The organism is Kitasatospora sp. MBT63, from assembly GCF_000710465.2.
GTDB lineage: Bacteria > Actinomycetota > Actinomycetes > Streptomycetales > Streptomycetaceae > Kitasatospora.
On the sequence record NZ_JAIZ01000333.1, the window covers coordinates 1 to 345 of the forward strand.

A 345-nucleotide genomic window follows, 5' to 3' on the forward strand; every position below is an offset into this window, starting at 1 on the left:
GTTGGGCGTCGGGCTCCGCGTTCCGAGGTGGAGCGGGTGCTGGCGGAGGCGTGGTGCCAGGTGCTGGGTCTGGCTCAGGTGGGGGTGGATGACAATTTCTTCGAGCTCGGCGGGGATTCGATCATGGCGATCCGGGTGGCGTCGCGGGTGCGTGGGGCGGGGGTGACGTTGACGTCGGGTGATGTGTTCGATCATCAGACGATCGCGGAGCTGGCGCAGGCTGCGGGGGCTGCGGGGGTGGTGGTGCGGGCGCAGCAGGGTGAGGTGACCGGTGAGGTGCCGCTGACCCCGATCCAGCACTGGTTCCTGCAGACCCACGGCCCCCAGAACCACTTCAACCAGTCC

The 345-nt window shown here is 68.7% G+C and carries 1 protein-coding gene; it reads left to right on the forward strand.

Annotation, left to right across the window (positions count from 1 at the left end; all coding sequences use genetic code 11):
- Positions 1–36: 36 nt before the first annotated feature.
- The coding region (locus AA75_RS19950) for a phosphopantetheine-binding protein (RefSeq protein ID WP_233289102.1) at positions 37–345 on the forward strand (309 nt) is incomplete at its 3' end.